Genomic DNA, 23881 nt, shown 5'->3' on the forward strand with positions numbered 1-23881 from the left:
GAATGACCGCTCGGCAATCTTCATCAAACTGTCACGCAACTGTGGCAGCGCGCTTGAACAAACTTCATCAGACTCGCGCTCTACTGGGGTTCTGCGTTTCGGTGTTTCTTCATGCGTTTATTTCTTTTGTTGGCCGCGCTGTTGTTCGGCCTGCCGTCGATGGCGGCTTCGCGTTGCGACGTCAATGTACCGACCGAACGGGTCGATCTGGCACAGGTGAGCCTGGCGTACCAGAGCATCGGTCGTGCTTCGGATCCGGCGCTGTTGCTGGTCATGGGCCTGGGAGGCCAGTTGATTCACTGGCCCGACGAAGTGGTGGTTGCGCTGTGTCAGCAGGGTTTTCGGGTGATCCGCTATGACAATCGCGATGTTGGTCTGTCCACTTGGCGTCAGGCCCCGGCCGAGGCCAACCTGACGTTCGAGGTGTTGCGCTACAAGCTCGGCTTGCCGGTGTCGGCGCCGTATTCGCTGACCGACATGGCCGACGATGCGCTGGGTTTGATGGACGCGTTGCACATCGACCAGTTTCACGTGCTGGGCGCGAGCATGGGCGGGATGATCGCCCAACATCTGGCGGCGATGGCTCCGCAACGGGTGGAGAGTCTGACGCTGATCATGACCAGTTCCGGCGCCGAAGGGTTGCCGGCGCCCAGTGCGGCGCTGGTGCAACTGCTGGCGCGGCGTGGCGCACCGAATCGCGAGGTGGCATTGGAGCAACAGGCCGATCTGTTGGCGGCGCTCGGTAGCCCGTCAGTCACTGATGATCGGCAAGCACTGCTGCATCAGGCGGCGATTGCTTACGACCGGGCATTCAATCCTGAAGGTGTGAAGCGCCAGATCATGGCGATCCTCGCCGAGCCGAGCCGGGTGACTTTGCTCAATCAACTGCGGGTGCCGACCCTGGTGGTGCACGGCACGGCCGATCCGTTGTTGCCGGTAATGCATGGCGTGCACCTGGCGGCGCACATCCGTGGCAGTCAGTTGAAGCTGATTCCGGGGCTGGCCCACCGTTTTCAAGAGGCGTTCAAGGCACCGTTGCTGGCGGCGGTGTTGCCGTATCTGCAACAGCACCGTGAAGACACTTCGCACTGGGCGCAGATCGAGCCGGTGGCGGCGGGGAATCTGTTGTAACCATCGCGAGCAGGCTCACTCCTACACTGGCATGCACCCCTGTAGGAGCTGCCGCAGGCTGCGATCTTTTGATTTTAAAAAGCTAAAGATCGCAGCCTGCGGCAGCTCCTACAGGTGTATCTTTCAGACTTTGCGATGTGTGATCTGCCCGCGAGGTGTGTGATGAGTTCCGCTTTGAAAATCGATTTTGTCAGCGACGTGTCCTGCCCGTGGTGCATCGTTGGTCTGAATGGCTTGCTGCAGGCGCTGGAGATTCTGCGCGATGAAGTACAGGCCGAGATTCATTTCCAACCGTTCGAACTGAACCCGAAGATGGGCCCGGACGGGCAGAACATCACCGAACACATCAGCGAAAAGTACGGCTCGACCCCGGAGCAGTCACAGAAAAACCGCGAAGCGATTCGTGCCCGTGGCGCCGAGGTCGGGTTTGCCTTTCGTACCGATGGCAACAGCCGCATCTACAACACCTTCGATGCCCATCGTCTGTTGCATTGGGCCGGCCTTGAGGGGTTGCAGTTGCCGTTGAAGCAGGCGCTGTTCAAGGCCTATTTCACCGATGGCGGCAATCCGTCCGATCATGCGCAATTGGCGCAGATTGCCGAAAGCGTGGGTCTGGACCGGCAACGTGCCGAAGCGATTCTGGCCAGCGACGAATTTGCCGATGAAGTGCGCGAAGAAGAGCAACTGTGGCTGCAACGCGGCGTGAGTTCAGTGCCGACCGTGGTGTTCAACGGTCAGTACGCGGTGACGGGCGGGCAACCGGTGGACACCTTTGTCGGGGCGATCCGGCAGATCATCAGTGAAACCCGGGGCGGCACCGTCAGCAACTGAATCCCCACCCCCGGGCGGCACCGTCAACAACTGAATGCCAACCCTGTAGGAGCTGCCGCAGGGATCAGCTGTGCAGGCGCACCCACACCGAGACCAATACGCTGGCGGCGATCAACCACGCGACAACCGCCACCGCCAGTGACGTCTCCAGGCGCATCCGGTCAACCATCACGTACAGCGTCGCCAGATAGATGAAGTACGGAATGATCGACCACATGCCGAACACGATGGTCGCCTTCAGATCATCGATCGAACGGCTGTTGCCGACGATGTAATGGGCGATCAGCGCGAAGGTCGGAAACAGGGGTACCAGCCCGGCGATGTAATAGTTTTTGGTCTTCGACAGCGCGGCGAGGATCACCACCACTGCCGCACCAAGGGCGGCTTTGAGAATCAGATCCATCAGTGGCTCAACCCGTACTTTTTCACTTTGTCGAACAGCGTGGTCTTGGCCATGCCCAGTTCCAGGCTGGCCTGGGTCAGGTTGCCACCACTGCGTTGCAAGGCATCGTTGAGCAGGTTGCGCTCGAAGGCTTCCACCGCTTCGGCGAACGCCAGACCCTGGCTACCGCTGCCGGCGCCGGATTTCTTGAACGCCGGCAGGCCGAGGGCAAAGCGCTCGGCGACGTTACGCAGTTCGCGCACGTTGCCCGGCCAGTCGTGGCTCATCAGGTTCGACAGGGTCTGGTTGTCCAGCTCCGGCAGCGCGCGGTCGAAACGCAGCGCAGACTGCTGGGTGAAGTGTTCGAACAGTTGCAGGATGTCTTCACGGCGCTCGCGCAGCGGCGGCAATTCCAGCGTCACCACGTTGAGGCGGTAGTACAAGTCGCTGCGAAACTCGCCGGCCTTGCTCGCTTCGTCGAGGTCGGATTTGGTCGCGGCAATCACCCGGCAATCCACCGCCACGCTCTGGTTCGAACCGAGGCGCTCGAGGGTGCGTTCCTGCAACACCCGCAGCAATTTGATCTGCAGGGGCAGGGGCATGCTTTCCACTTCATCGAGGAACAGCGTGCCGCCGTCGGCGTGTTCGATCTTGCCGATGCGCCGTTTGCCGGCGCCGGTGAAGGCGTTGGCCTCGTGGCCGAAGATCTCGCTCTCGAAGAGGTTTTCCGGAAGGCCGCCGCAGTTCAGCGCGACGAACTGCTTGGCATGCCGGCGACTGAAGTCGTGCAGGCAACGGGCGACAAGTTCCTTGCCGGTGCCGGTCTCGCCTTCGATCAATACGTTGGCCGAGGTGTCGGCGACGTTGGCGATCAGTTCGCGCAGGTTCTGCATGGCTGGCGAGCGCCCGATGATCCGGCCTTCGAGGGAATCGCGTTCGGCCAGTTGCCGACGCAGCGAAGACACTTCCCGAGCCAGGCTGCGTTGCTCCAGTGCGCGACGAGCGACGTCCACCAGACGCTCCGGCGAGAACGGTTTCTCCATGAAATCGTAGGCGCCTTTCTGCATCGCGCCGACCGCCATGGAGATATCGCCATGACCGGTGATCAGCACCACCGGCAGACTGCGGTCGCGCGCCTTCAGACGCGTCAGCAGTTCCAGGCCATCGATGCCGGGCAGGCGAATGTCGCTGATGACGATCCCGGCAAAGTTGTCGCCGACCCGCTCCAGCGCTTCTTCGGCACTGCCGACGCCGATGCAGGGAATGTCTTCCAGGGTCAGCGCCTGCTGGCAGCCGAGCAGCACATGGGGGTCGTCTTCGACGATCAGCACACTAAGGTCGTGGTTCATATTGGCTCGGCAGGAGTAGGGCTTACCAACGGTAAACTGAGGACGAAGGTGGTGCCACCGCTGACCGGGTGTTCGACACCCAGGTGTCCGCCGGTGGCGGCCGCGAGGCTGGCGGAGAGGGTCAGGCCGAGGCCCAGACCCTGTTCGCCGGGTTTGGTGGTGAAGAACGGCTCGAACAGATGCTTGCGTGCTTCGGCGTCGACACCGTGGCCGTTGTCGCGCACCCGCAGGCGATATTTGCCGTTGAACTCTTCGCCTTCGAGCCACAGCTGCGGTGCGGGTTGCGCCTGCATGGCGTCGAGGGCGTTGCCGATCAGGTTGACCAGAATCTGTTCGAGGCGGGTCTGGTCAATCTGCACCTGAACATCGCTGAACTGCCGGTGCAGTTGCAGCGCCATGCTGTCCACCCGCGCCCCGAGCAATTGCAGCGCAGCATCCACCGCTTTGCCGAGACTGGCCTGACCCTTGTCGTCGCCGCGCCGGGCGAACGAACGCAGGCTGGCGGTGATCCGGCCCATGCGGTCGATCAGGTCGTTGATGGTCTTGAGGTTGGTGCTGGCGATGTCGAGCTGGCCGCGTTCCAGAAAGCGAATGGTGTTGCCGGACAGGGTGCGCATCGCCGCCAGCGGCTGGTTCAGTTCGTGGGCGATGCTGGTCGACATCTGGCCGATGGCCGCGAGTTTGCCGGCCTGCACCAGCTCGTCCTGGGCGCGGCGCAAGGTCTCTTCGGCCTGGCGCCGTTCGCGGATCTGGCTCTTCAGCCGTTCGTTGCTGGCGCGCAGATCGCCGGTGCGTTCGGTAATCCGACGCTCCAGCTGATTGTTGGCTTCCTGCAAGGCTTCGCGGGCGGCGAGGCGGGTGGCGATGACCTTGCGCCGTTCGTTCCAGGCGATCAGCAGGAACGCCACCAGCGCGAAGGCCACCGCCACCAGGATTCCCTGATTGATCGCTTCACGACGCAAGTCCTGCAACGGCGTGAGCAGGGTGAAATTCCATGGCGTATCGCTCAGCGGCCGGGTCTGCGCCAGATAGCTGATGCTGTCGTCATCGGCGCTCAGTTCACTGTTGGCCGGGAAGGTCAGTTTCTCCACACCGTCGGCCAGGGTTTCGCGGGCCAGCGGTTGCAGTTCGTTGAGCGGAAACCAGTAGTACTGCAGGCTGCGCGCGAGTTTTTCTTTGGTTTCATCGCTCAACGGCACCACCGATTTCAGGCGCCGCGCCGGATCGCTGGAAAGAATGATGATGCCGTTCTCGTCGCTGACGAAGGCTTCCAGGCGGGCGCGTTGCCAGCGTTCCTCCAGGGCTTCGAGGCGCACCTTGACCACGGCGACGCCGATGATCTTTCCGTGTTCTTCCAGGCCATGGGCGAGGTAGTAACCGGGTTCGCCGCTGGTGCTGCCGATGCCGTAGAAACGTCCGGGCTCGCCGCGTACGGCTTTCTGGAAATAGGCGCGGAAGGACAGGTCTTCGCCGAGGTAACTGTCGACGTCGCGCCAGTTGCTGGTGGCCATCACGCGGCCGGTGGTGTCCATCACGTAGATGGCCCGACTGCGGCTGCGCCGGTTCAGGCCTTCAAGGTAAGCATTGACCGTTTGCCGGTGTTCCGGGGTCGGGTCGGCCAGCAGTTGCGGGACACTGGTTTCCAGTTCCAGCAGGCTGGGCAGGTAAGTGTATTTGCTGATCTCGCTTTCGACGGTGCGCGCGTGCAGTTCGAGCTGACGCTGGCCGTTTTCGCTGAGGCTGCGGATGCCGAAATGTTCACTGGTCCAGAAGCCGGCGTAACCCAGGCCGATCATCAGGATGATGATCAGCGGCGGCAGGAACAGATGGCGAATCAGACGGGGCTTCACGGCAAGTGATGGCGGCGCTGCGCGATAGAGATTGGGGTCGCATTTCATCACAGTTGCCTTGGGTCAACCAGCGCTGCCGCGGACGACGCACTGGTTTGGTCGAGCCTGGAACCTGTGGCGAGGGAGCTTGCTCCCGCTCGGCTGCGAAGCAGTCGTAAATCCATTCAATGCGGTGTTTCAGATAGATCGCATTGGCAGGTTTTGGGGCCGCTGCGCGACCCAGCGGGAGCAAGCTCCCTCGCCACAAGGGCAAATCGGTGTTGCTTTTAGTGCTGCAGGATTTTCTCGAGGAAATGCTGCGCGCGTTCGGAGCGGGCGCTGATGTCGCCGAAGAATTCCTCTTTCGGGCAGTCTTCGATGATCTTGCCGGCGTCCATGAAGATCACCCGGTCAGCCACTTTGCGCGCGAAACCCATTTCGTGGGTCACGCACATCATGGTCATGCCCTCGTGGGCCAGTTGCACCATCACGTCGAGCACTTCGTTGACCATTTCCGGATCGAGCGCCGAGGTCGGTTCGTCGAACAGCATGACGATCGGATCCATCGCCAGCGCTCGGGCAATCGCCACACGCTGCTGCTGACCGCCGGACAGTTGCCCCGGGTGCTTGTGCGCATGCGCCGACAAGCCGACGCGCTCGAGCAGTTGCAGACCTTTCTTGGTCGCCTCTTCCTTGCTGCGGCCCAGCACCTTGATCTGCGCGATGGTCAGGTTTTCGGTGATGGTCAGGTGCGGGAACAGCTCGAAATGCTGGAACACCATACCGACGCGCGAACGCAGTTTCGGCAGGTTGGTCTTGGAGTCGGCAATCGAGGTGCCGTCGACGACGATGTCGCCTTTCTGGAACGGCTCCAGCGCGTTGACGCACTTGATCAGGGTCGACTTGCCCGAACCCGACGGACCGCAGACCACGATCACTTCGCCTTTCTTGACCTCGGTGCTGCAATCAGTCAGCACCTGGAAGTCGCCATACCACTTGTTGATGTTCTTGATGGAGATCATACGGCAAACCTTTTTTGCAGACGCTTGACCAGCAGCGAGGCGGAAAAGCTGATGATGAAGTAGACGACACCGGCGAAGATCAGGAACTCGTTGGAACGACCGATGATGTCGCCGCTGGAGCGGGCGGAGTTGAGGAAGTCCACCAGGCCCACGGTGTAGACCAGCGAGGTGTCCTGGAACAGGATGATCGACTGTTGCAGCAGCAACGGGGTCATCTTGCGGAACGCCTGGGGCAGGATGATCAGCCGCATGGTCTGGCCATAGGTCATGCCCATCGCCTGGGCCGCGGCCATCTGGCCTTTGGGGATCGACTGCACGCCGGCCCGGACGATCTCACAGAAGTACGCGGCTTCGAACATCATGAAAGCCACGACGCAGGAGGTGAACGCGCCGATCGGGGTGTCTTCGCCGGTGATCCAGCGCAGCACGAACGGCACCGCCAGGTAGAACCAGGTGATCACCAGCAGCAGGGGGATCGAGCGGAAGTAGTTCACGTAGGCGCCGGCGACCCGCGACAGCAGTTTGCTGGACGACAGGCGCATCAGCGCGAGGATGGTCCCCAGCACGATGCCGCCGATCACGCCCATGACCATCAGCTGCAAGGTCATGAGCATGCCGTTCCACAGGCCCGGAATCGCGGGGATGATGCCGCTGAAATCGAAGTCCATTATTTACCCCCCACGGAGATCAGGCCGGGCACTGCGACTTTCTTCTCGACCATGCGCATCAGCAACATCAGGCTCATGTTCAGGGTGAAGTAGATCAGCGTGGCCAGGGTGAAGGCTTCAAACAGGTTGGCCGAGAACTCGGCGGTCTGCTTGGTTTGCGCCAGCAGTTCCATCAGGCCGATCAGGGACGCCACGGAGGAGTTCTTGAAGACGTTGAGGAATTCCGAGGTCAGCGGCGGAATGATGATGCGGTAGGCCTGGGGCAGCAGCACGTTCCAGTAGATCTGCGGCAGCTTGAAGCCCATGGCGCGGGCGGCGGATTCCTGACCGCGTGGCAGCGCCTGGATACCGGTGCGCACTTGCTCGCAGACCCGGGCGGCGGTGAACAGGCCCAGGCACACGACCACGCTCAGGTAGGCCGAGGTGGTCGGGTTCAGATCCTGCTTGTACCAGTCCTGCAGGTTCTGCGGCAGCAGGTCGGGCACCAGGAAGTACCAGATGAACAGCTGCACCAGCAGCGGCACGTTGCGAAACAGTTCGACGTAGCAGGTCGCGATGCCCGATACGAGGCGGTTCGGCACCGTGCGCATGACCCCCAGAATGGAGCCCAGCAGCAAGGCGATGATCCATGCCACGACAGCGATGGCAATGGTCCAGCCCAGGCCGGCGATGTACCAGTCGAGATAAGTCTCGCTGCCCACGCCGGTGGACTTGAAGAACACGCCCCAGTCCCAGTTGTAATTCATTAGGGTCTCCCCTCGAAATCGATCGATGTACAAGCACCCGCTTGGGGAAGATCCTTTCCCGTCCGACGTTGAACGCCGGGCACACGCGATCGGCTCGAAAACCGCCAGGTCGAGTGTTCCACTGTAAAACCAGCAGGTAACAGACGCCTGAGGGAGGGTGGCTCCCTCAGGGGATAAGGTTAGTCAGGAATCAGATTTTTACGTCAGGCGCCGGCTTGTCGCTCGGGTTGGCGATCAGTTCCTTGACCTTGTCGCTCATCGGGAAGTTGAGGTTCAGGCCCTTTGGCGGAATCGCGGTTTCGAACCACTTCTTGTAGATCTCGTTGATCTTGCCGGATTTGAACAGGCCGACAATGGCGTCATCCACTGCCTTCTTGAAGGCCGGGTCGTCCTTGCGAACCATGCACGCGTAGGCTTCGAAGGATTGTGGAGTACCGGTGATGACCCAGTCGTCCGGCTTCTTGGCCTTGGCTTCTTCGCCGGCCAGCAGGGCGTCGTCCATCATGAAGGCAACGGCGCGGCCGCTTTCCAGCATGTTGAAGGATTCACCGTGGTCCTTGGCGGAGATGATGTTCATGCCCATCTGCTTGTCGGCGTTCATCGCTTTGATGATGCGCTCGGACGTGGTGCCAGCGGTGGTCACGACGTTTTTGCCTTTGAGGTCGGCAAAGTCTTTGTAGGACGGGTTGCCTTCCTTGTCTTTTTTGACCAGCAGACGGGTGCCGATTTCGAAGATGTTGACGGTGAAGTCGACCTGTTGGGCGCGTTCGGCGTTGTTGGTGGTGGAACCGCACTCGATATCCGCGGTGCCGTTCTGGATCAGCGGGATACGGGTCTGCGAGGTCACCAGGTTGTATTTGACCTGCAGGTCTGGCTTGTTCAGGTCTTTTTTCAGGGCTTCAACGATGGCCAGTTGAATGTCGTGGGAGTAGCCCACTGGCTTGCCGGAAGCATCCGCGATGTAGGAAAACGGGATGGAGCTGTCGCGGTGAGCGAGGGTGATGGTGCCGGAATCGTTGATTTTCTTCAGGGTGCCGGTGAGTTCGGCGGCGAAAACTGGTGTGCTGATCAGAGCGGCAGCAATGGCTGCGCCCAGGATATGGGGAACGATGCGCATCAAATTTTCCTCGAATTGTTTTTTTTATGGAGCCAGTTCGTCGGCCCTTTTGTGCTTCGAATGCCTGACGGCTCCTGAAGTGTTGGCACGGCAGGCATTCGTCGAGAGAGTGTAGAGCATGAGTCGTGCCAGAGCAGTCGCTAGTGGCTAATGGCTTGATTAATAAGGTGATTAAAGTTTTGTTTCGGTATTTTTGGCTGGAACTGATCCGGTTATCCGAATTGACCGGGAGGTCGCGTTCGGAAAACCGAACGCTGTTGTGGCGAGGGAGCTTGCTCCCGCTGGACTGCGCAGCAGGCCCGCTTTTATGAAAGGGCCGCTACGCGACCCAGCGGGAGCAAGCTCCCTCGCCACAGGTTCAGTGTCCGGCGCGGATAAACAAAAAAGCCCCTGAATCTCTCAATTCAGGGGCTTTCGTTTAAGCGATGTTCAAATCACGCCGCTTCGATTTTGCGGTTCTGCTCGACCTTGCCCAGGTACGCCGCCAGTTTCTCCTGCTCGGCCGGGGTGGTGAACAGGCCCAGTTTGCTGCGGCGCCACAGGATGTCGTGAGCGCTGGTGGCCCATTCTTCACTGCACAGGTAATCGACTTCACGGGTGTAGAGGCCGCCGCCAAGGTGTTCGCCCATGTCGTTCAGGGACTCGACGCCCTCGAGCATGCGCCAGGTGCGGCTGCCGTAGGTGGTGGCCCAGCGGCGGGCGATCTCGGTCGGGACGAAATCGAACTTGTCGCGAATCTGCGCGCTCAAGGCCTGCGGGGTGGTCATGTCTTCGCCGCCGGGCAGGGTCGCGGTGGCGGTCCAGCTCGGGCGCATCTGGGTGAAGTACGGCATCAGCTGGGCCATCGCCGACTCGGCGAGTTTGCGGTAGGTGGTCAGCTTGCCGCCGAACACTGACAGCAGCGGTGCTTCTTCGCCGCCACCGGACAGCGCCAGGGTGTAGTCGCGGGTCACAGCGGACGGGTTGTCGGATTCGTCATTGCACAGCGGACGGACGCCCGAGTAGCTGTGCTGGATGTCATCGCGGCTGATCTGCTTCTTGAAGTGGGCGTTGACCACTTTCAGCAGGTAATCGGTTTCGCCGTCGGTGATTGCCACTTTCGCCGGATCGCCAGTGTATTCACGGTCGGTGGTGCCGATCAGGGTGAAGTGGTTCAGGTACGGAATGGTGAAGACGATGCGCTGATCTTCGTTTTGCAGGATGTGCGCGTGATCACCTTCGTACAGTTTCGGCACGATGATGTGGCTGCCCTGAATCAGGCGGATGCCGTACGGCGATTCCATCTTCAGGTCGTCACGGATGAACTTGGCGACCCACGGACCGGCGGCGTTCACCAGCGCCTTGGCGGTGATCGAAAACAGGCTGCCGTCAGCGCGCTCCAGGCTCAGGTGCCACAGGCCCTTGGCGCGGCGGGCGCTGACGCAACGCGTCTGGGTGTGCACGTGGGCGCCTTTTTCCCGGGCGGCCATGGCATTCAGGACGACGAGGCGGGCGTCATCGACCCAGCAATCGGAATATTCGAAGCCCTTGGTAATTTCGCTTTTCAGTGCGCTGTCGGCACCGAACTTCAGGCTTTTCGAACCTGGCAGCTTTTCACGCTTGCCGAGGTTGTCATAGAGGAACAGACCGGCGCGGATCATCCACGCCGGACGCAGGTGCGGACGATGCGGCAGCACGAAGCGCATCGGCTTGACGATGTGCGGCGCCTTGGCCAGCAACACTTCGCGCTCGGCCAGTGCTTCACGCACCAGTCGGAATTCGTAATGTTCCAGGTAGCGCAGGCCACCGTGGATCAGCTTGCTGCTGGCCGACGAGGTGTGGCTGGCCAGGTCATCTTTTTCGCAAAGGAACACCGACAGACCGCGACCGGCGGCATCCGCTGCGATCCCCACGCCATTGATCCCGCCGCCAATCACGGCAACATCGTAGATCTCGGAGATAGGGGGCGTACGCAAGGTAGAGGTGGACATCGGCTGGCCTCGGGCTCTTTTGATTTTCTGTCTTGGAAATCGAACATAAATGTTCATTTGCGAAAATGGTAGCCCATAAAGCCGCGCGCAGCCAGTCGCCTTCGATTGAAAAAACTCATCGAAGGGCGGTAAAAAGAAAATTTTCGAACATTATCAAGGCGCAGATGATCTTTGTGGCGAGGGAGCTTGCTCCCGCTCGGCGGCGGAGCCGTCGTACATCCGGTGCGCAAGACGTGACTGGAGGCACTGGATTATATGGTTTGGGGGGCCGCTTCGCAGCCCAGCGGGAGCAAGCTCCCTCGCCACAGGGGAGCTGCGCCAAGTGGGGGTTAAACGACTTCCAGACGAATCTTGTGCTGGCTCAGCAGTTGCGCCAAGGCCGGCACCGGTTGCTGATCGGTCACCAGGCAATCGATCAGGCTGATCGGACCGAGGCGAATCATCGCGTTACGCCCGAATTTGCTGGAGTCCGCCGCCAGGATCACCTGCCGCGCATTGGCGATGATCGCCTGGGAAACCCGCACTTCCTGATAATCGAAGTCCAGCAGGCTGCCGTCTTCGTCGATGCCACTGATACCCACCAATGCGAAATCGACCTTGAACTGATTGATGAAATCCACACTCGCCTGACCCACCACACCGCCGTCACGACGCACATTGCCGCCGGTCAGCAGCACATCGAAATCATCCTTGGCGCTGAGCATCGAGGCGACGTTCAGGTTGTTGGTGATGATTTTCAGGTGACTATGGTTGAGCAGGGCGCGGGCAATCGATTCGGTGGTGGTGCCGATGTTGATGAACAGCGAGGCGTGATCGGGGATCTGCGCGGCAATGGCTTCGCCGATGCGTTGTTTTTCGTCGCGCATCTGGTCGGCGCGCATCGCATAGGCAGTGTTTTCGACGCTGGAATCATAGGCCGCGCCGCCATGGTAGCGGCGTAACAGATTGGCTTCCGCGAGCTGATTGATGTCGCGGCGGATGGTTTGCGGGGTAACAACGAACAGCGTCGCCATTTCCTCGATGCTCACATAGCCGCGTTCGCGGACCAGCTCGAGGATTTGCTGCTGACGGGGAGGCAGATTCATGGGGCTTCCTTTGGGCTGCCGTGCAAAATTTGCCCATGATGCCGCAGGAATCCGCTCCCGACCAGTTAGTTGCCTATCAGTCTCTGAAGGTTGGCTTATTCAGCGTCTTCACGCGCCCAGTCACGGGTGCGGCTGACGGCTTTTTTCCAGCCTTTGTACAGTTTCTCTTTCTCGACTTCTTCCAGGCTCGGTTCGAATTCGCGTTCGATCACTGCCTTGCCGCGCAGTTCTTCCAGGCTGCCCCAGAAACCGCAGGCCAGACCGGCCAGATACGCTGCACCCAGCGCGGTGGTTTCGCGCATTTGCGGACGCTCGACCTGGGTGCCGAGGATGTCGGCCTGGAATTGCATGAGGAAGTTGTTGGCGACCGCGCCGCCGTCCACGCGCAGGGCCTTGAGGCGTTCGCCGGAGTCCTGTTGCATGGCGTCGAGCACGTCGCGGGTCTGGTAGGCGATCGATTCCAGCGCGGCACGGATGATGTGATCCACGCGCACGCCGCGGGTCAGACCGAACAATGCGCCACGGGCATACGGGTCCCAGTACGGTGCGCCCAGACCGGTGAAGGCCGGTACCAGGTACACGCCGTTGCTGTCCTTCACTTTATTGGCGAAGTATTCGGTGTCGTGGGCGTCATTAATGATTTTCAGCTCATCGCGCAGCCACTGCACGGTCGAACCACCGTTGAACACCGCGCCTTCCAGGGCGTAAGCCACTTCGCCACGCGGGCCGCAAGCGATGGTGGTGAGCATGCCGTGCTGCGATTTCACCGCTTTGTCGCCGGTGTTCATCAGCAGGAAGCAGCCGGTGCCGTAGGTGTTTTTCGCCTGGCCTGGCTCGACGCACATCTGGCCGAACAACGCCGCCTGCTGGTCGCCGGCGATACCGCCGATGGCGATGCCGCTCTTGGTGCGACCGTAGATTTCCGACGACGCTTTGACTTCCGGGAGCATCTCGCGCGGGATATCGAGGATTTCCAGCATCTTCGAATCCCATTCCAGCGAATGGATGTTGAAGAGCATGGTGCGCGAGGCGTTGGTGTAGTCGGTGACGTGCACCTTGCCGCCGGTGAATTTCCAGATCAGCCAGCTATCGACGGTGCCGAACAGCAGTTCGCCGTTGCGCGCACGCTCGCGGCTGCCTTCGACGTTGTCGAGGATCCACTTGAGCTTGGTGCCGGAGAAGTACGGGTCGGTGACCAGGCCGGTGTTGTCACGGATGTAGTCTTCGTGGCCATCGCGTTTGAGCTGCTGGCAGATCTCGGTGCTGCGGCGGCACTGCCAGACGATGGCGTTGTACACCGGGCGGCCGGTGGTCTTGTCCCAGACCACGGTGGTTTCACGCTGGTTGGTGATGCCGATGGCGGCGACCTGATCGTGATGCAGACCGGCCTGGGCCAGTGCTTCGACCATCACCGCGCTCTGGGTCGCAAAGATTTCCATTGGATCGTGTTCGACCCAACCGGCTTGCGGGTAGTGCTGGGCGAATTCGCGCTGGGCGGTGCAGACCACGTTCGCGTCGCGGTCGAAAATGATCGCGCGGGAGCTGGTCGTACCCTGATCAAGGGCAATGATGTAGTTCTTGTTCTGAATGTCGGTCATGTCGATTGCCTTGGACGAAATAAGGGAGAGTGGGCCGTGGCGCGGGCTCGAAATGGGCAGGACCCCGCGCCGACTGTTTCAAGAAGTTCTTGGTTTGCCGTCAATGGCCGGTTCTGCATCCTTTGTAGCAGGTGTGGCGCCGGTCAGGTGACGGGCGATGAGCCCGCGATACCCGGCAGCGCCGAGGCAGGCACCGACAATCGGTGCAAAAATCGGAATCAGGAAGTACGGAATATCGCGGCCGCCAGTGAAGGAAATTTCACCCCAGCCGGCGAAGAAAGTCATCAGTTTCGGACCGAAGTCACGCGCCGGGTTCATCGCAAAACCGGTCAGCGGGCCCATCGAGCTGCCGATCACGGCAATCAGCAAACCGATCAGCAGCGGGGCCATCGGGCCTTTCGGCAGACCGTTGTTGTCGTCGGTCAGGGCCATGATCACACCCATCAGGATCGCGGTGATGATCATCTCGACCAGGAACGCCTGGGCGGTGGACAGCACTGGGTTCGGGAAAGTGGAGAACACCGACGCCAGTTCCAGGCTCGCAGTCGAACCACGAACCATTTGGTGAGTTTGTTCGTAATCGAAGAACAGGTTGCTGTACAGCGTGTACACCAACAGCGCGCCGCAAAAGGCGCCGGCGATCTGCGACAGGATGTAGAACGGCAGTTTGCGCTTTTCGAAGTCAGCGAAAATGCTCAGGGCAATGCTGACAGCGGGGTTCAGATGCGCGCCGGAAACCCCGGCGGTGAGGTAGATCGCCATGCTCACGCCGACGCCCCAGATGATGCTGATTTCCCACAGGCCGAAGCTGGCGCCCGCGACCTTGAGCGCGGCGACACACCCGGTGCCGAAAAAGATCAGCAGTGCAGTACCCAGAAATTCGGCCAGGCATTGGCCCGATAGCGATGGTTGCGGTAAAGCAGTTGTCATTGAAAACCTCGATTTTTGTTGTTGTCTGGCGCATTTGCCGTCAGGGCAAGGCGCGATTTTCCCCGGGGCAGGATCCCCATCCTGTTCCCGGTTTACTGCTGGGTGCTGCGGTGACGATAATTCTTACATTATTCAGATTCGAAAAAATATAGACAAGAAACAAACCTGTCAAAGGTCGAAAGTGAACCATCGGTCACAATTAAACTATCAGCCTGCTGAATGATCCTGCGGAGGACGGCGGCGATAGCCCGGTGATTCGTCTGCAACGCCCGGAAACCGGAGCCTGCGCTAGAGCCTTTTGCGATGTGATAGCCTAGAATCCGGCGCAGGATTTTTCTGTTGATGCCGAACCTGGAGCTGCCATGACCCCCGCGTTGGACTTGTTGAAAAAAGTTCGTGCCGAACATCGCGTGCACAGTTACGAACATGACCCCAAGGCCGCGTCCTATGGGCTGGAGGCCGCAGAGAAACTGGCGCTGGAGCCGGCGCAGGTGTTCAAGACGCTGCTCGCTGCCAGCGAAAAAGGTGAATTGCTGGTGGCGGTGGTGCCGGTCGTCGGAAGCCTTGACCTCAAGGGCCTGGCACACGCGGCAGGGGTGAAGAAAGTCGAAATGGCTGACCCGGCCGCGGCACAGCGCTCCACCGGTTATCTGTTGGGCGGTATCAGTCCGCTGGGGCAGAAGAAGCGTCTGCGCACCTTCATCGATAACTCGGCCCAGGGCTTTGCGACTATTTATGTCAGTGCCGGCCGACGTGGCCTGGAAGTCGAACTGGCGCCCGCGGTACTGGCCGAGCACACCCAGGCCAGATTCGCCGACATCGGTCGCGCGTAACACTCATTTCTGTATGAGGAAAATTGGCCGGTTCTGTCACTGGCGCTGAGCCGATCCGGGCGGCATGCTTCGCCGACTGACTCAGGGAGAAAGTTATGCAGCTCGAGTTTTATCAGGTGGACGCGTTCAGTGACCGGCCGTTCAGTGGCAACCCGGCCATGGTGTATCGGCTCGACGCATGGCTTGCGGATGAGCTGATGCAAAAGATCGCCGCCGAACACAATCTGGCAGAAACCGCGTTTGTGGTGCGCGAAGGTACGGCGTGGCACATCCGCTGGTTCACCCCGACCACCGAGGTGCCGTTGTGCGGGCATGCGACGCTGGCCAGCGCTTATGTGTTGTTCGAGGTCTACAAGGAAAATGCCGAGCGGCTGGACTTCACCTGCAAGTCCGGGCCGTTGAGTGTCAGCCGCGAGGGTGGTCGTCTGTGGCTGGACTTCCCGTCGATTGTGCCGTCAGAGATTGGCGTGACGCTGGATGTCGAGCGTGCGCTGGGTGTCGAGGCTGTAGATGTACTCGGTTCCAACGAATTGTTTGTGGTGCTGGAGTCGGAGCAGGCAGTGCTCGACTGCACGCCGGACATGGTTGCACTGGCGAAACTGCCGTGGCTCGGCGCCATTGTGACCGCGCGCGGCAATCAGCACGATTTCGTCTCGCGCTACTTCGCCCCGGCGATCGGCATCAATGAAGATCCGGTCACTGGATCGACGCATTGCAGCTTGATTCCGTATTGGTCGAAACGTCTGGGCAAATCCAGTCTGACCGCGTGCCAGCGCTCGGCGCGGGGCGGGGAGTTGTTCTGTCGGCTGGAGGGGGAGCGGGTCAAGATTGGCGGGAATGCGACGCTGGTGGCCAGCGGCACGTTGATCCTCGGTTAAAAGCTGAAAGATCGCAGCCTTCGGCAGCTCCTACAGGGATTGATGTAGGAGCTGCCGCAGGCTGCGATCTTTTGATCTTTAAACTGCGGTGCTGTAGCGGCGGACGCCGTTTTCCACCGCCGGGATTTGTGCCGCGGTACTGCCGCTGGCCTGGAACAGGACCAGGTGTTCGGCGGCAACACGGATGCCCACCTCCGCGCCCACTTGATGATCGGCATGGCTCGGGAAGATCGATTCCAGCTGCGCACCGGTCGGCAGTTGCAGGCGATACAGAGTCGAGGCGCCGAGGAAGGTCTTGCCGACGATCCGCGCTTTCAACCCGCTGTCCGGCGCATAAACGATGTCATCCGGACGCAGCAGTACATCCACCGCACCACCCACCGGCCAGGTGTAGGCCCGGTTGCCGCGCAGTTCACCGAGCTCGGTCTGCACCGATTCCGGGCTGCCGAGCTGGCCGCGAATGAAATAACCCTGACCGATGAAGCTGGCAACAAACGGCGTGGCCGGCTCGTGGTAGAGGTTGTAGGGCGTGTCCCACTGCTCCAGCCGACCTTCCTTGAACACGCCAACGTGATCACTGACGGCGAAGGCTTCTTCCTGATCGTGGGTCACCAGAATCGCACTGGTGCCACGGGCCTTGAGGATGTCGCGCACTTCGTGGCTGAGCTTGCGGCGCAGTTCGCCATCGAGGTTGGAGAACGGTTCGTCGAGCAGCAGCAACTGCGGTTCCGGCGCCAGAGCGCGGGCGAGGGCGACACGTTGCTGCTGGCCGCCGGAGAGTTCGTGCGGGAAACGCTTGCCGAGATTCTTCAGGTTGACCAGTTCCAGCAGCTCATCGGTGACGCGCTCCTTGTTCGGGTGCTTGCGGATGCCGAAGGCGATGTTGTCCGCGACGCTCAGGTGCGGGAACAGCGCGTAGTCCTGAAACACCATGCCGATCCGGCGTTTCTCCGGCGCCAGGGTGAAACCGGCGCTTGAGATGGTCTCGCCGCCGAGGGTGATTTCGCCTTCGTGCACCGGTTCGAAACCGGCGATGGCGCGCAGGGTGGTGGTCTTGCCGCAGCCGGACGAGCCGAGCAGGCAGCCGATGTCACCGGCGTTGAGGTGCAGATTGAGGTTCTGCACCACACGTTGATCTTGATAGCCGCAAGCAAGGTTGCGCAGGTTCAGCAGTAATTCATGGCTCATGCGTGGTGATATGCCGGTTCGACGAGGAACTCGAGCAGGGCCTTCTGTGCGTGGAGACGGTTTTCTGCCTGATCCCAGGCGACGGAGCGCGGGTCATCGAGCAGGTCGAGGCTGATTTCTTCACCGCGGTGCGCCGGCAGGCAATGCATGAACAGCACATCTTCAGCCGCCAGATCGAGCAGGGCGCGGTTCACCTGAAACGGTGCGAACAACTTCAGGCGCTTGGCAGTTTCCTCTTCCTGACCCATCGAAGTCCAGACATCGGTGCTCACCAGATGCGCACCGCGCACGGCGTCTTGCGGATCACGGACGATGGTCACGCGATCGCCTGCACGTGCGACGAATTCAGGGTTGGGCTCATAGCCTTGCGGGCAGGCAACGCGCAACTGGAAGTCGAACTGGATTGCCGCTTCTATATAGCTGTTGCACATGTTGTTGCCGTCGCCGATCCACGCCACGGTCTTGCCCTGGATCGAGCCACGGTGCTCAAGGAAGGTCTGCATGTCGGCCAGCAACTGGCACGGATGCAGGTCATCGGACAAGCCGTTGATCACCGGCACGCGCGAGTTGGCGGCGAATTCGGTCAGGGTGCTGTGGGCAAAGGTACGGATCATCACCGCGTCGAGCATGCTCGACATGACGATGGCGCAGTCGCCGATCGGCTCGCCACGGCCCAGTTGGGTGTCGCGTGGCGAGAGAAAGATCGCCTGGCCACCGAGCTGGATCATGCCGGCCTCGAAGGAGATTCGGGTACGGGTCGAGGATTTCTCGAAGATCATCCCCAGGACGCGGTTTTTCAGCGGCTCGAACAGTACGCCGCGGTTACGCAGGTCCTTGAGCTCAACGCCTCGACGGATCACGCTGACCAGCTCTTCGGGCGTGCAATCCATCAGGGAGAGAAAGTGCCTTGCGCTCATCATTGACTACCTTTTTGCTACAGACCGCAGATGCTCAAAGCCTTGTTTAACGGAACAACGGGCGAGACCTGCGGCGTAAGCCGCACGGGGCGACGAAATAGGGGGAGGCGCGATATTGACACTAAATGTCGCGTTTTTCCAATAGGCTACGGTTTTTGCAGAAATGCGCCGGGGGAAAACAGGGCGAACACTGTGATTTCCGGTCAGTTTTCGAGAGGCCAGCGAGGCATTTGTACACTGGCCCCATCGGGCTTGGCAATCAGGCGCGGCGGGGATGGCACAGCCCTGGTCGGTTTGTGACCCGAGAGCCACCGGTTCGCTTGGTCGGATGCGCAGGTTGAAACATTTGCTAAAGCAAAGTGCTGGGTTATAAATAAATCACGAGCGACGCAGGAAGCCTCCGCATGGAATCGAAAGAAAAACTGTTAATGGAACTGCTGGGCCACACGGCACGCTCATTGACCCACCTCACCGCCTCGATGACCTCGATGTCCTTCGAACTGCTGCGCAGTGAAGATGACGTGGTCAAGGCTGCCAGTCGCCAGATGATCGACCGCATGGCGACCATCAGCGCCGGGCTCGACGAGCACTGGCGACTGATCGGCGAACTCACCGGCGTCCACGTCGCCCACGAGCAGATCGAGACCATCCAGGAAATCCAGCTGGCCGCGCCGCCCCAGCTTCCGGCGAACTGACGCGTCTATCGGCCGGCCTGATGGCCGCCGATTCACAAGACGAACGTCGCTGGCGCTGCACCGGGTCGCGGGCCATAGTTTTGTTCCCGCAGGCGTGATTGCCTGCCCAGAACAAGACAGAGACTGGCCATGACCAAGACTCTCCATCACCGTGCCTGCCACCTGTGCGAAGCCATCTGCGGTCTGACCATCGAGACCACTGAAACCGATGGCAATGTCGCGATCACCTCGATCAAGGGTGACGCGCTCGACACGTTCAGTCGTGGGCACATCTGCCCCAAGGCCGTGGCCCTGCAAGACATCCAGAACGATCCCGACCGCCTGCGCCAGCCGATGCGCCGGGTCGGCAGCGAATGGCTGCCGATCGCGTGGGACGAAGCCTTCGCGCTGGTGGCCGAACGTCTGGCGGCGATTCAGCAGCGTCACGGGCAGAACGCGGTAGCGGTCTATCAGGGCAACCCGAGCGTGCACAACTACGGGCTGATGACCCACAGCAATTATTTCCTCGGCCTGCTGAAGACGCGCAACCGCTTCTCGGCGACTTCGGTCGATCAGTTGCCGCATCACCTGAGCAGTTACCTGATGTACGGCCACGGTTTGCTGTTGCCGATCCCGGACATCGATCACACCGATTTCATGCTGATCCTCGGCGGTAATCCGCTGGCGTCGAACGGCAGCATCATGACCGTGCCGGATGTCGAGAAGCGCCTGAAAGCGATTCAGGCGCGCGGCGGCAAAGTGGTGGTGGTCGATCCCCGGCGCAGCGAAACGGCAGCCATCGCCGATCAGCATCTGTTCGTGCGGCCCGGTGGCGACGCGGCGTTGTTGTTCGGGGTGCTCAACACTTTGTTCAGCGAAGGCCTGACCCGTGACAGTCACTTGCCGGTTGATGGTCTCGATGAAGTGCGCGCAGCTGTCGCCACGTTCACTGCCGAAGCCATGAGCCCGCTGTGCGCCGTTCCCGCTGAACAGATCCGCCAACTGGCCCGGGACTTCGCCGCCGCGCCGAGTGCGGTCTGCTACGGCCGGATGGGCGTTTCCACTCAGGCCTTCGGCACGCTGTGCCATTGGGTCGTGCAGTTGATCAATCTGGTGACTGGCAATCTTGATCGCGTCGGCGGTGCCTTGTGCACCGAGCCGGCGGTGGATCTGGTGGCATCGACCTCGGGCGGGCATTTCAACAAATGGCAGAGCCGCGTGTCCGGGCGGCCCGAGTACGGCGGCGAACTGCCGGTGTCGGCGCTGGCTGAAGAGATGCTCACTGAAGGTGAAGGGCAGATTCGCGCGCTGATCACCGTCGCCGGCAATCCGGTGTTGTCGACGCCGAACGGCCGGCAACTGGAGCAGGCGCTGGACGGTCTGGAGTTCATGCTCAGCATTGATCTGTACATTAACGAAACCACGCGCTACGCCGACTTGATCCTGCCATCGACCTCGGCGCTGGAGAACGATCACTACGACACCACGTTCAACCTGTTCGCGGTGCGCAACGTCACTCGCTTCAACCGCGCGATTCTCGCCAAACCCGAGGGCGCATTGCACGATTGGGAGATCTTTGTCGGCCTGGCCAAGGCGTTTGCCGAGAAGGCCGGCAAGGAACTGAAACCGACGATGCCGCCGGCGAAGATGATCGACATGGGCCTGCGCATGGGGCTGTACGGAGACGCGTCCGAGCAAAAGCTGTCATTGGCGACGTTGTTCGATCATCCACACGGGATTGATCTTGGGGCGTTGAAACCGAATCTTGCAGCTCGCCTCAAAACGCCAGATCAACGGGTGCAGGCTGCGCCGCCGGAAATTCTTGCTGATCTCGCACGCTTTGCGGCCTTGCAGGCGCCGGCCGCCGATGAACTGCTGATGATTGGTCGTCGGCATGTGCGCAGTAACAATTCCTGGATGCACAATTATCATCGTCTGGTGAAGGGCAAGCCACGGCATCAATTGCTGATGCACCCGGATGACCTCGCCAGCCGTGGGCTCAACGATGGTCAGTTAGTTCGCGTCAGCTCGCGGGTAGGGCAGATCGAGGTCGAGGTGCTCGGCAGTCTGGACATGATGAAAGGCGTGGTTAGCCTGCCGCACGGTTGGGGGCATGCGCGGCCAGGTGTGCAAATGGCAATCGCCAGTGGGCAGCCAGGTTCGAGTGCTAATGATCTGACCGATGAGTGTCAGCTTGATGAACTGTCGGGCAACGCCGCGCTCAATGGCGTGCCGGTGACGGTGGCGGCGGCTTGAGCGTGACCGTCGGGGAGACCGAGCATGGCGCTCGGGATTCCGTTACAATGCGTCACCGTGCCGACCCATGAGTCGGAAAGTTCAGCCGAGGTGCTCCATGGATATCATCGAAACGATTAAAGAGCAGATTGCCAACAACACCATTCTGCTTTACATGAAAGGCTCGCCGAATGCCCCGCAGTGTGGCTTCTCCGCGAAAGCTGCGCAGGCTGTGATGGGCTGTGGCGAGAAGTTCGCCTACGTCGACATCCTGCAGAACCCGGAAATCCGCGCCAACCTGCCGAAGTACGCCAACTGGCCGACTTTCCCGCAACTGTGGGTCGGTGGTGAGCTGGTCGGCGGTAGCGACATCATGGCTGAAATGTTCGCCAATGGTGAGCTGCAGACTCTGGTCAAGGAAGCATCGGCCAAGGCTGCTGCGGCCAAGTCCGAAGCCTGATCCGGCGTTCACTCGGCACAGGCTTCTGCTGTAGGAGCTGTCGAGTGAAACGAGGCTGCGATCTTTTGATCTTCAGCCAATAAAAAGCCCCGCACCTCATAAGAGGGCGGGGCTTTTTAGTGCGTTGGAAAAGTTAACCCGAGTTACCGGCGCAATCGAAAAAGATCACAGCCTGCGGCAGCTCCTACTCTTCGCCCATCTGCGATTGCAGGTAGTTCTCGAGACCGACTTTATCGATCAGGCCCAGTTGGGTTTCCAGCCAGTCGATATGCTCTTCTTCGGATTCGAGAATGTCTTCGAGCAGTTCACGGCTGCCAAAGTCGCCAACCGATTCGCAATGGGCGATGGCGGCTTTCAGGTCGGCGTGGCCGGTCTTCTCGATCCGCAGGTCGCACTCGAGCATTTCCCGGGTGTGCTCGCCGATGTGCAGCTTACCCAGATCCTGCACGTTCGGCAGGCCTTCAAGGAACAGGATGCGCTTGATCAGCTTGTCCGCGTGCTTCATCTCGTCGATGGATTCATGGTACTCGTGCTTGCCCAGCTTGTTCAGGCCCCAATCTTCATACATGCGCGCATGCAGGAAGTACTGATTGATCGCGACCAGTTCATTGGCAAGGATCTTGTTGAGATGCTGGATGACTGTAATGTCGCCTTTCATGATGGGAGTCCTGCCCTGTAATAGCTGTATATAAGGCGGAGTTTGAGCTTGGTATTTATAAGTGTCAAACCTAAGTTATTGAATAATAAATGAAATTAAATCTGAATAAGAATGTTTGTGTTCCGCGTCTAGCGTCTAACCGATTGATTTGCGGGCATAAAAAAACCGGACATAAGTCCGGTTCTTCGAAATGGGGGGCAATTACGCGGCAGTAAATTCTACCGGATAGGGGATTGCGGCCTGAGCGGTTTGCAGCTTGGTCAGGGTTTCGCGCACCACTTCCTTGGCAAGGCAGGCACATTTGCCGCATTGACTGGCGACGCCGGTGGCCTGGCGGACTTCTTTGTAGCTGCAGCAACCTTCATAGATCGCTTCGCGGATCTGTCCGTCGGTGACGCCAGTGCAGAGACAAACATACATAAGTGAGAACCGTCGCTGGTTGTGACTCAATTGCGATGGATCTTAATGTTAACGAGAATGATTGTCAAAGTGCTTTCTGAATGGTTTTCGATCGGAAGGCGGGTCACTGACGAACGGTGATTACTGGCGAATTGCCTGGCTCCGAAAATGCTGCCCGGTTATCCGCTTTGGGTAAAAAACCGTTAAGGACAGGCGAAAAACGCAGTGTATGATGGTCGGCCCTTGCGAAGAGGGTTCGTGTCACAGGGCTGTCGCCTCAGGGTGGCAGGCTGGCCCGGACCCTGAACTTCAAGTTATTCACCAGGAGATATCCATGAGCGTACTCGTAGGCAAACAAGCCCCAGACTTCACCGTCCCGGCCGTACTCGGCAATGGCGAGATCGTTGACAGCTTCACCCTGTCCTCGGCCATCAAAGGCAAATACGGCCTGGTGTTCTTCTATCCACTGGACTTCACCTTCGTCTGCCCGTCCGAGCTGATCGCTCTGGACAACCGCATGGCTGACTTCAAGGCGCGCAACGTGGAAGTGGTCGCCGTGTCGATCGACTCGCACTTCACCCACAACGCGTGGCGCAACACCCCGGTCAACAACGGCGGCATCGGCCAGGTGAAATACACCATGGCCGCCGACATGAAGCACGAAATCGCCAAGGCCTACGACGTTGAGTCCGAAGGCGGCGTGGCTTTCCGTGGCGCGTTCCTGATCGACGACAAGGGCGTTGTCCGCTCGCAGATCATCAACGCCCTGCCGCTGGGCCGTAACAGGGAAGAGCTGATCCGTCTGGTCGACGCGCTGCAATTCCACGAAGAGCACGGCGAAGTCTGCCCTGCCAACTGGAAAAAAGGCGACAAAGGCATGAACGCTTCGCCAGAAGGCGTTGCGGCTTACCTGACCGAGAACGCTGCTGCCCTGTAAGGCGCAACGTCGCGGTAAAAAAAAACCGGCCCATGTGGCCGGTT

At 60.2% G+C, this 23881-nt stretch carries 23 protein-coding genes; 8 read left to right on the top strand and 15 right to left on the bottom strand.

Annotated elements, in window-relative coordinates:
• Nucleotides 1-111 precede the first annotated feature (111 nt).
• Nucleotides 112-1131: an alpha/beta fold hydrolase gene (locus ACIP8I_RS09715; protein ID WP_400760586.1), complete on the top strand. Its 1020-nt coding sequence runs from the start codon at nucleotides 112-114 to the stop codon at nucleotides 1129-1131.
• A gap of 162 nt (nucleotides 1132-1293) precedes the next feature.
• Nucleotides 1294-1962 (top strand): DsbA family oxidoreductase, encoded by a 669-nt coding sequence (locus ACIP8I_RS09720; RefSeq protein WP_400760588.1) that lies wholly within the window; start codon nucleotides 1294-1296, stop codon nucleotides 1960-1962.
• Nucleotides 1963-2026: 64 nt separating this feature from the next.
• Here ACIP8I_RS09720 and ACIP8I_RS09725 read toward each other — a convergent pair whose 3' ends face one another.
• The 11 genes from ACIP8I_RS09725 to ACIP8I_RS09775 all read right to left on the bottom strand — a co-directional run bounded on the left by ACIP8I_RS09725 (nucleotide 2027) and on the right by ACIP8I_RS09775 (nucleotide 14658).
• Complete coding sequence (locus ACIP8I_RS09725; RefSeq protein ID WP_400760714.1) at nucleotides 2027-2356, bottom strand: GlpM family protein; 330 nt, start codon at nucleotides 2354-2356, stop codon at nucleotides 2027-2029.
• A gap of 8 nt (nucleotides 2357-2364) precedes the next feature.
• On the bottom strand, nucleotides 2365-3693 hold the full coding sequence (locus ACIP8I_RS09730; RefSeq protein ID WP_400760590.1) for a sigma-54-dependent transcriptional regulator: 1329 nt from the start codon (nucleotides 3691-3693) through the stop codon (nucleotides 2365-2367).
• Entirely contained in the window at nucleotides 3690-5591 is a 1902-nt protein-coding gene (locus tag ACIP8I_RS09735; protein ID WP_400760593.1) for an ATP-binding protein, read from the bottom strand. Before ACIP8I_RS09735 ends, ACIP8I_RS09730 begins: the two co-directional genes overlap by 4 nt.
• 218 nt (nucleotides 5592-5809) lie before the next feature.
• On the bottom strand, nucleotides 5810-6544 hold the full coding sequence (locus ACIP8I_RS09740; protein ID WP_007963947.1) for an amino acid ABC transporter ATP-binding protein: 735 nt from the start codon (nucleotides 6542-6544) through the stop codon (nucleotides 5810-5812).
• The gene (locus tag ACIP8I_RS09745; RefSeq protein ID WP_108592302.1) at nucleotides 6541-7212 is read right to left on the bottom strand and encodes an amino acid ABC transporter permease; all 672 of its coding nucleotides are present in this window, start codon (nucleotides 7210-7212) and stop codon (nucleotides 6541-6543) included. Before ACIP8I_RS09745 ends, ACIP8I_RS09740 begins: the two co-directional genes overlap by 4 nt.
• Nucleotides 7212-7958: an amino acid ABC transporter permease gene (locus tag ACIP8I_RS09750; protein ID WP_007963952.1), complete on the bottom strand. Its 747-nt coding sequence runs from the start codon at nucleotides 7956-7958 to the stop codon at nucleotides 7212-7214. Before ACIP8I_RS09750 ends, ACIP8I_RS09745 begins: the two co-directional genes overlap by 1 nt.
• A gap of 190 nt (nucleotides 7959-8148) precedes the next feature.
• Nucleotides 8149-9075 (bottom strand): glutamate/aspartate ABC transporter substrate-binding protein, encoded by a 927-nt coding sequence (locus ACIP8I_RS09755; protein WP_400760597.1) that lies wholly within the window; start codon nucleotides 9073-9075, stop codon nucleotides 8149-8151.
• Between the two features lie 434 nt (nucleotides 9076-9509).
• Nucleotides 9510-11045 (bottom strand): glycerol-3-phosphate dehydrogenase, encoded by a 1536-nt coding sequence (gene glpD / locus ACIP8I_RS09760; RefSeq protein WP_400760599.1) that lies wholly within the window; start codon nucleotides 11043-11045, stop codon nucleotides 9510-9512.
• Between the two features lie 329 nt (nucleotides 11046-11374).
• Nucleotides 11375-12130 (bottom strand): DeoR/GlpR family transcriptional regulator, encoded by a 756-nt coding sequence (locus ACIP8I_RS09765; RefSeq protein WP_007963957.1) that lies wholly within the window; start codon nucleotides 12128-12130, stop codon nucleotides 11375-11377.
• A gap of 95 nt (nucleotides 12131-12225) precedes the next feature.
• Nucleotides 12226-13728, bottom strand: a complete 1503-nt coding sequence (gene glpK, locus ACIP8I_RS09770) for a glycerol kinase GlpK (protein ID WP_367085592.1) — start codon at nucleotides 13726-13728, stop codon at nucleotides 12226-12228.
• Nucleotides 13729-13806: 78 nt separating this feature from the next.
• Nucleotides 13807-14658, bottom strand: a complete 852-nt coding sequence (locus ACIP8I_RS09775) for an MIP/aquaporin family protein (RefSeq protein ID WP_007963961.1) — start codon at nucleotides 14656-14658, stop codon at nucleotides 13807-13809.
• Between the two features lie 362 nt (nucleotides 14659-15020).
• Between ACIP8I_RS09775 and ybaK the strand changes: the two genes are divergently transcribed.
• Both ybaK and ACIP8I_RS09785 read left to right on the top strand, forming a co-directional pair.
• Nucleotides 15021-15491, top strand: coding sequence for a Cys-tRNA(Pro) deacylase (gene ybaK / locus ACIP8I_RS09780; protein ID WP_367085590.1), 471 nt, complete (start codon nucleotides 15021-15023; stop codon nucleotides 15489-15491).
• Between the two features lie 95 nt (nucleotides 15492-15586).
• Complete coding sequence (locus tag ACIP8I_RS09785) at nucleotides 15587-16369, top strand: PhzF family phenazine biosynthesis protein (RefSeq protein WP_400760602.1); 783 nt, start codon at nucleotides 15587-15589, stop codon at nucleotides 16367-16369.
• A gap of 78 nt (nucleotides 16370-16447) precedes the next feature.
• On the opposite strand, the gene ACIP8I_RS09790 is transcribed toward ACIP8I_RS09785, so the two are convergent.
• The gene (locus ACIP8I_RS09790; RefSeq protein WP_400760604.1) at nucleotides 16448-17557 is read right to left on the bottom strand and encodes an ABC transporter ATP-binding protein; all 1110 of its coding nucleotides are present in this window, start codon (nucleotides 17555-17557) and stop codon (nucleotides 16448-16450) included.
• Nucleotides 17554-18474 (bottom strand): ornithine carbamoyltransferase, encoded by a 921-nt coding sequence (gene argF, locus ACIP8I_RS09795; RefSeq protein WP_095136949.1) that lies wholly within the window; start codon nucleotides 18472-18474, stop codon nucleotides 17554-17556. Before argF ends, ACIP8I_RS09790 begins: the two co-directional genes overlap by 4 nt.
• A gap of 404 nt (nucleotides 18475-18878) precedes the next feature.
• On the opposite strand from argF, the gene ACIP8I_RS09800 reads away from it, so the two are divergent.
• The 3 genes from ACIP8I_RS09800 to grxD all read left to right on the top strand — a co-directional run bounded on the left by ACIP8I_RS09800 (nucleotide 18879) and on the right by grxD (nucleotide 21843).
• Nucleotides 18879-19169 carry a hypothetical protein gene (locus ACIP8I_RS09800; protein WP_007963969.1) on the top strand — a complete coding sequence of 97 codons (291 nt, stop codon included), beginning with the start codon at nucleotides 18879-18881 and terminating at the stop codon, nucleotides 19167-19169.
• A gap of 129 nt (nucleotides 19170-19298) precedes the next feature.
• Nucleotides 19299-21404 (top strand): molybdopterin oxidoreductase family protein, encoded by a 2106-nt coding sequence (locus ACIP8I_RS09805; protein ID WP_400760608.1) that lies wholly within the window; start codon nucleotides 19299-19301, stop codon nucleotides 21402-21404.
• A 97-nt stretch (nucleotides 21405-21501) separates the two neighbouring features.
• Nucleotides 21502-21843: a Grx4 family monothiol glutaredoxin gene (gene grxD / locus ACIP8I_RS09810; protein ID WP_003227729.1), complete on the top strand. Its 342-nt coding sequence runs from the start codon at nucleotides 21502-21504 to the stop codon at nucleotides 21841-21843.
• Nucleotides 21844-22027: 184 nt separating this feature from the next.
• On the opposite strand, the gene bfr is transcribed toward grxD, so the two are convergent.
• Together bfr and ACIP8I_RS09820 are read right to left on the bottom strand one after the other, a co-directional pair.
• Nucleotides 22028-22501: a bacterioferritin gene (bfr, locus tag ACIP8I_RS09815; RefSeq protein ID WP_007963971.1), complete on the bottom strand. Its 474-nt coding sequence runs from the start codon at nucleotides 22499-22501 to the stop codon at nucleotides 22028-22030.
• A 201-nt stretch (nucleotides 22502-22702) separates the two neighbouring features.
• A complete protein-coding gene (locus ACIP8I_RS09820) occupies nucleotides 22703-22921 on the bottom strand; it encodes a bacterioferritin-associated ferredoxin (protein WP_003227725.1) in 219 nt (72 codons plus the stop codon).
• Nucleotides 22922-23234: 313 nt separating this feature from the next.
• Between ACIP8I_RS09820 and ACIP8I_RS09825 the strand changes: the two genes are divergently transcribed.
• On the top strand, nucleotides 23235-23837 hold the full coding sequence (locus tag ACIP8I_RS09825; protein WP_400760611.1) for a peroxiredoxin: 603 nt from the start codon (nucleotides 23235-23237) through the stop codon (nucleotides 23835-23837).
• Nucleotides 23838-23881 lie beyond the last annotated feature (44 nt).

Origin of the sequence: Pseudomonas sp. NPDC088414 (assembly GCF_044753325.1) — a bacterium.
Lineage (GTDB): Bacteria > Pseudomonadota > Gammaproteobacteria > Pseudomonadales > Pseudomonadaceae > Aquipseudomonas.